General features: G+C 36.1%; 6 protein-coding genes. All 6 read right to left on the reverse strand.

Annotated elements, in window-relative coordinates:
• Positions 1 to 24 precede the first annotated feature (24 nt).
• The 6 genes from L1D51_RS20080 to L1D51_RS20105 all read right to left on the reverse strand — a co-directional run bounded on the left by L1D51_RS20080 (position 25) and on the right by L1D51_RS20105 (position 5,757).
• Positions 25 to 2,103 carry a motility associated factor glycosyltransferase family protein gene (locus L1D51_RS20080; RefSeq protein ID WP_054562204.1) on the reverse strand — a complete coding sequence of 693 codons (2,079 nt, stop codon included), beginning with the start codon at positions 2,101 to 2,103 and terminating at the stop codon, positions 25 to 27.
• Positions 2,104 to 2,110: 7 nt separating this feature from the next.
• Positions 2,111 to 2,407: a hypothetical protein gene (locus L1D51_RS20085; RefSeq protein ID WP_055197945.1), complete on the reverse strand. Its 297-nt coding sequence runs from the start codon at positions 2,405 to 2,407 to the stop codon at positions 2,111 to 2,113.
• Positions 2,397 to 2,825, reverse strand: coding sequence for a flagellar export chaperone FliS (gene fliS / locus L1D51_RS20090; protein ID WP_054562206.1), 429 nt, complete (start codon positions 2,823 to 2,825; stop codon positions 2,397 to 2,399). The genes L1D51_RS20085 and fliS overlap by 11 nt, the downstream gene beginning before the upstream one ends.
• Before the next feature lie 39 nt (positions 2,826 to 2,864).
• On the reverse strand, positions 2,865 to 4,271 hold the full coding sequence (fliD, locus tag L1D51_RS20095; RefSeq protein WP_054562207.1) for a flagellar filament capping protein FliD: 1,407 nt from the start codon (positions 4,269 to 4,271) through the stop codon (positions 2,865 to 2,867).
• A gap of 27 nt (positions 4,272 to 4,298) precedes the next feature.
• Positions 4,299 to 4,715: a flagellar protein FlaG gene (locus L1D51_RS20100; RefSeq protein ID WP_239964629.1), complete on the reverse strand. Its 417-nt coding sequence runs from the start codon at positions 4,713 to 4,715 to the stop codon at positions 4,299 to 4,301.
• Positions 4,716 to 4,794: 79 nt separating this feature from the next.
• Positions 4,795 to 5,757: a flagellin N-terminal helical domain-containing protein gene (locus L1D51_RS20105; RefSeq protein ID WP_054562209.1), complete on the reverse strand. Its 963-nt coding sequence runs from the start codon at positions 5,755 to 5,757 to the stop codon at positions 4,795 to 4,797.
• Between the last annotated feature and the right edge of the window lie 129 nt (positions 5,758 to 5,886).

The following is a 5,886-nucleotide window of genomic DNA, read 5'->3' on the forward strand; positions in this document are numbered from 1 at the left end:
GCTTTGAATAAAGCGCTTCTTTCTTTACTCCAGTCCCCAGTCACATGGCTTATCATAACTTTCAGGAAAATCAGCTTCAATCTCGTCTAAATACTCATTCCACATATCTAGACCCTCTTTAAACCAATTAAGTGTTAAATTATCATCCTCATAGCTATATAAAAGAGTTATCAATGGGCAATGATAATATAACAAAGAGCCTTTGAATAATTGAAAGTAGTAACTATAACGCCCCCCTCTCAAAGAATATACATACCTCGATTGACGCCGAAGAATATCTAAACAATCTTGGCGACTCGAAAAGCTAGATAGAGATATATCTTTTATGTTTTTTGCTATAGTAGAGAAAGCTTTTAAGTCAAGCATTTGATAATCATCATCCTTTACTGACTCACTGATAAACTGAGTATTTTTTATATATTCAACAACCTCGTTTTTATCTGTAGAAAGGCTAGGGATTAAGACTTCTTCTTCAGTTAATGGATAAGCTCCTTTTAGTTTTGCACCATGGCCAACATTGAAGTAATTAGAGTTTGGTTTATGTTTAATTAATAATTCCATTTGATTTTTAGAAACCATATAGAAATTATTTGCATAAACTATGTTCCCAAGATTCCCTTCGACTTCATGATCGTAACCGCTGTGAGGCTTAAACTGACGTTTTAAAGAAGAATCATTGTAAATAGAGTACTTAGAATGATGCTCCCCAGAACCTGTTATCGCATTATCCACACCAATTAAATAGATATTTTTGAACCCAAACGAACTAGCATAAGACAATGCTGTATTTGCAACTAAAGGGTTTGAATAGGGAATTATTTCTCTACGCAACAATCCATTCCCTATTCTAGCCAGAGCATAATAATCTGAACCTGCTTCGTTCCCCTTTATTGCAAGGCCTGTCCATTTATAAAGCTCAGGAGTATGTGAGTAGATAACATTAGTTGTTAATAAATTTAAATCGGAATAATCTTCTTTCTTTTGAGTCTCAAGCAAAATTTCATAATTACGTTTAGGACGCTCGATTAAAACATGAAAGTCTGGCTTTATACCCATTTTAAGCAGTGAACCTAAGGCGGTTCCTGCAGCCAAAATAATTGCATTATCTTTATTTTGTCTTAGTAATTCTTCCGCACTATCTAATGATGGTCCATTACCCACGACAAAAACAGGTATTTCAGCTACATCATCAGCTACAACATTATCACTTATCCAAAATGGCAAGTTACTATTCATATGTTTAATTGTATGAGCTATGCTAGTAACAGCATCATTGTAAAAACCAAAGCCGTTCTGAAATTGATAAAACTGCTTAAAGAAATTTGAAATTAATGAGTTTAATTCATTATTTGGGTAGTGTTGGTAGCAAAAGGTTTTAGATATTGAGAAAGCCCCAATATCTTGTACAACTTTGTAAAGTGAATCAAAGAAGTTTTCATAGCTAATTCCTAGATGTATAAATAAACATCCTAATGAATCATCTACTCTTTGAATAATTACATCCCACTCTATACAAAACAGGCTCGCAAAAAAAAGCTCAAAGTCAGGTTCCACGATGTGGATATAATCAAACTCAACCTTATTAAGCAAATACTCAAGGTGATATCCTAAACCAATGCCAAAAATCATTGCGCTAGGGAAGCGATCTGGCAGTCGTTTCAATGTATCAGGTTTTTGTTCTCTTATATTAGCTAGTAATTCACTAATTTTATTCATGTATTTAACATGAATGCGATTGTCTTTCTTCTTTTTTCTGAAGTCATATTTAACCGCACTAATAGCAGGTTTATTTAGGTTTCTTTCAACTTGTTCAACGCATTGGGTGTAAGGATTATCATTATATAAAGGTACTTTTTCGCCTTTTTTAACAAAATTTGCTTTAAGCTCTCGAGTTACATGTAAACAAAAGTCATCCCGAGTTTTATAGTTTTTAATCGCTTGCGCAATTTCAGGGTAGTATTTTTCAAAAGCAGTTACATTATTAGCAAACCGAATATTAGCTTGCTCTGCAAACTTCTCTTCATTTATCTGTTGCTGCAAAGAACTATCAAGTTTTTCTGCTAGCGATTCTATTTGCTGCTCTAAGCTCGATTCTTTAGTCATAAGGCTCTTATTTTATACTTTTATAAATGTCTAATTTTTTTTGAGTTTTGAGATGTGTGCCCAATGATTTTGCAGTATCTGCCTTCAAAGAAGCTACTTTCGTTATCAAGTTATTAAAATCATTTAAAATTGATTCAAGACGACTAACATCTGTATTTGACATATCAGATGATGCAAAGCATTGTTCCAGTAATTTTTCAATCTGTTTAGTATTTGCTACAGCCTCGTCAAAATGCATATTTTCAATATTTTTTAACAAAGAACAGAGGCAAATATCTAGTTTATCTAAGCGTTCAGCCAACATTAGCATCAACACCGTTTTCACTCAGTGTCTGCTGACGAATATCATTAGGAATTGAATCCCATGCTGATTTGATTTCTTTTAATAAGCTCGAAACTTCATCTATGATGGTAGGATCATTCTTAATGCTCGCATCAAGAAGGCGGTCTAGCATATATGAGTATAATGCATAGAGGTTTTCTGTAACCTCACCACCCACTTCAAAATCTAAGCATCCTCTTAATGCTTCAATAATTGCAGATGCCTTAGATAAATGCTCACTTTTAGCTTCAAGATGCTTTTTCTCAATTGCAACTTTTGCTAATACCATTTTTTCTAAAGCACCAGCCATTAACATTTGGATTATTTCATAACGATCAGCACCTGCAACTCGAGTTTTAAGTGCTTCTTTCTGATAATTTCTTACTTTTGCATTATACATAATTTACCTACAAATAATTGCTGAAGACATTAGCTACTACTAAGATTTTGATTTAGTAAACCCTGGTAAACTAGATAATTGAGCACTCAAGTAAGTTTGAGTCGATTGCATCTGAGCCAATAACACATCAAGACCTGAGTACTGTTTACGAAGCCTAGCTTCTAGCTCAGTCATACGGTATTCATGATTAGCGACATCATCTTCGAGATCATCTAACTGAGCGTTTAAGTTTGTTTCTCTTTGTTTAATTATACCGTTAGAGTCAACATAGTTTTCTAATAAAGTTTCAAATTGTGTAGCTAGTCCATTTTCACCTGCAAAAGCCTTGCCAATATCATCGTAGTTTTCGTCCATTGCTTCATTTAAACTACGAACTAGAGATGACTTTTCTAAATAACCATCCTTATCAACGCCTAAGCCAATATCAAATATACTTTCAAATGGACCTGCATCTGTTAAGTTAACAGATAAATTATTGACAAGCTGTGATTGTAAAGAGCGAATCGTTGCATCACCATTGAGTGGCTTACCCACTCTTGATTGAAAACCTAACTGCCCGATTACATTGTTATAATTCGCTATGAATTCATCTACGAGCTTAGTGACACTTTCACGATCAACTTGAACTGATAACTTTGCAGTTTCACCATCGACGCTTTCTCTTTTAGCTGTAATAGTCATGTCTTGAACAGCATCTTTAAACGTGTTGGTATCATTAGTAATAGTAATACCATCAACTTTTATCGAAGCGTCTTGAGCTTCATCACCAGATGCAATTGCAATACCACCAGCAGTAACACCATCGTTAGCAAGTGTCGAAACATTATCAAGTTCAGCAGTATCATTCGTAATTACTAAATCATTGCCAGTACCTGTAACAGATGAGGTTAGGACAAGCTTAGACTCTGTACCTGTATTTATAATATTGGCAGTTACGCCAAAGTTGTCATCTGAATCATTTATGGCATCGCGCAACTCAGCAAGAGTTGCACCTGCATCTAAGGTAATATCAAAATTTTTATCGCCTGCTGCAAACGATAAAGTACCACCTGATGCCGTAACCACATCATCAGTGGATGCAAAGAGGCCATCATTAGATGTTGCTCTACTACCTTGAGCAAGTTCTAATACTTCAATGTTGAAATCCCCAGGAGAAATATCTGAAGTTGGTGTTACTGATATCAGATCACCATCATCACTGGTAGGCTGTTTGATAGTTGCAGTTCTTTTGTTAAAGTTATCTGGATCAGCTAACTTCTCGATAGTGTCTTGCAACTTAGAAAGAGCAGATTTAATTTCACCTATCGCTGAAAGCTCTACCTGTAAAGACTCTTCTTTTGCAACAAATGCGTTCATTTTAGGAGTGTTTTCAGCACTTACGGTTGCTGAGATAATGCTCTCAAGATCTAAGCCAGAGCCAATTCCAGCTGAAGTAATTAACGGCATTTTAACCTCCTGAAAAATATTACACTTTTATGCTGAATGATTAAATAGCATACCTTTACTAGTTAATTTATCGGCAAATTCATCCAAAGCTTTAGCCACTTCTCGAAACTCTTCTGTGGGTATCTCACGGATCACCTCTTCACTTTCTTTATCGAGCACTTTAATGATCGGTGGTTCACCTAGCTCATCAAACTCAAAAATTAAGTTTGTCGAAGTTACCGGTATATATTTATTAAGCTTCTCGAGGTTTTCTTTTACCTCAGCAATCATATCTTGCTTTTCTTGACGCTTCTTGCTTGAAACTTCATCAATATTAACAGGTTCCCTACTAGCAATTTCTGTGCCTTTATTAAGCTTATCTTCATCTAACACTGATTTTACAGAAACACTGTTTGAAGTATTAACATTATCTGAAGCCCTAGCTGCGGAATTAATATCTATCATTTCTCTCTCCAGCTGTTATCTGTTAAATTATAAGCCACTGTACTGAAAATTTCCTCTGTACAGTGACTTAAAACTTAGACTACCCTAGTAACGAAAGAGCTACTTGTGGGCGCTGATTTGCTTGACTTAAGATAGAGCTACTTGCTTGTTGTAAGATTTGCATCTTAGTCAAGTTAGCAGTTTCTGTTGCAAAGTCAGTATCTTGAATACGCGAACGTGCAGCTGTTAGGTTTTCAGCTATATTTGATTGATTTCGGATTGTTGATTGGAAACGATTTTGAACCGCACCTAATTCAGCGCGTTTTTTATCAACAACAGCGATCATTGCATCCATACCAGCTAATACTTGCTGCGCATTAACTTGTGAAGATACGCTAATAGTTGTTGCACCGAATGCAGAAAAGCCAACTGTTGCTGCGGTTAAACCTGTACCAACATCACTAATACCAGCAGCTAATGTTGACATGCCTTTTCCTGTCACACCTGAAGCAACTTGAGCGATGCCTGACATAGTAAAACCACCATTAGCAGTTAGTGAATTTGCTGTACCACCAACATTTTTCATGCTAAAGCTAATTGTTTGAACTGCATCAGCACCAACTTGGAAACTGGCATTATAAGTTCCATCAAGAAGGTTTTGACCACCGAACGTTGTATCTTCAGCCACTCGATTAACTTCTGAAGCTAATGATCGAATTTCTTCTTGAAGTGCTAAACGGTCTTCATCAGTATTCGAACCATTCGACGCTTGTTGTGCAAGCGTACGAATACGTTGGAACATTGATGTTACTTCGTCTAGTGCACCCTCAGCTGTTTGCGCAAGTGAAATACCATCATTCGCATTTCGGTTACCTTGATTAAGGCCGTTAACTTGTCCTGTTAAACGGTTAGCGATTTGCATACCCGCAGCATCGTCTTTCGCACTATTAATGCGTAAGCCAGATGATAATCGCTGGAATGAAGTGTCTAAGGAGTTGCCAGATTTCATCAACTGACGCTGTGCGTTCAAAGAACTCACATTAGTATTTACATAGATAGCCATGTTAGCCTCCGCTTTATCATTTAATAGCTAAACAGCGGGATACCCCTACCCTGCTATTTAACCGACATAGAGTCCTAGATTGATAGTTCTCTAAATCAGTTATCGTCTGATAAAGCGAAAGCTTTAGCT

Origin of the sequence: Pseudoalteromonas shioyasakiensis (genome assembly GCF_022398475.1) — a bacterium.
Taxonomy (GTDB): domain Bacteria; phylum Pseudomonadota; class Gammaproteobacteria; order Enterobacterales; family Alteromonadaceae; genus Pseudoalteromonas.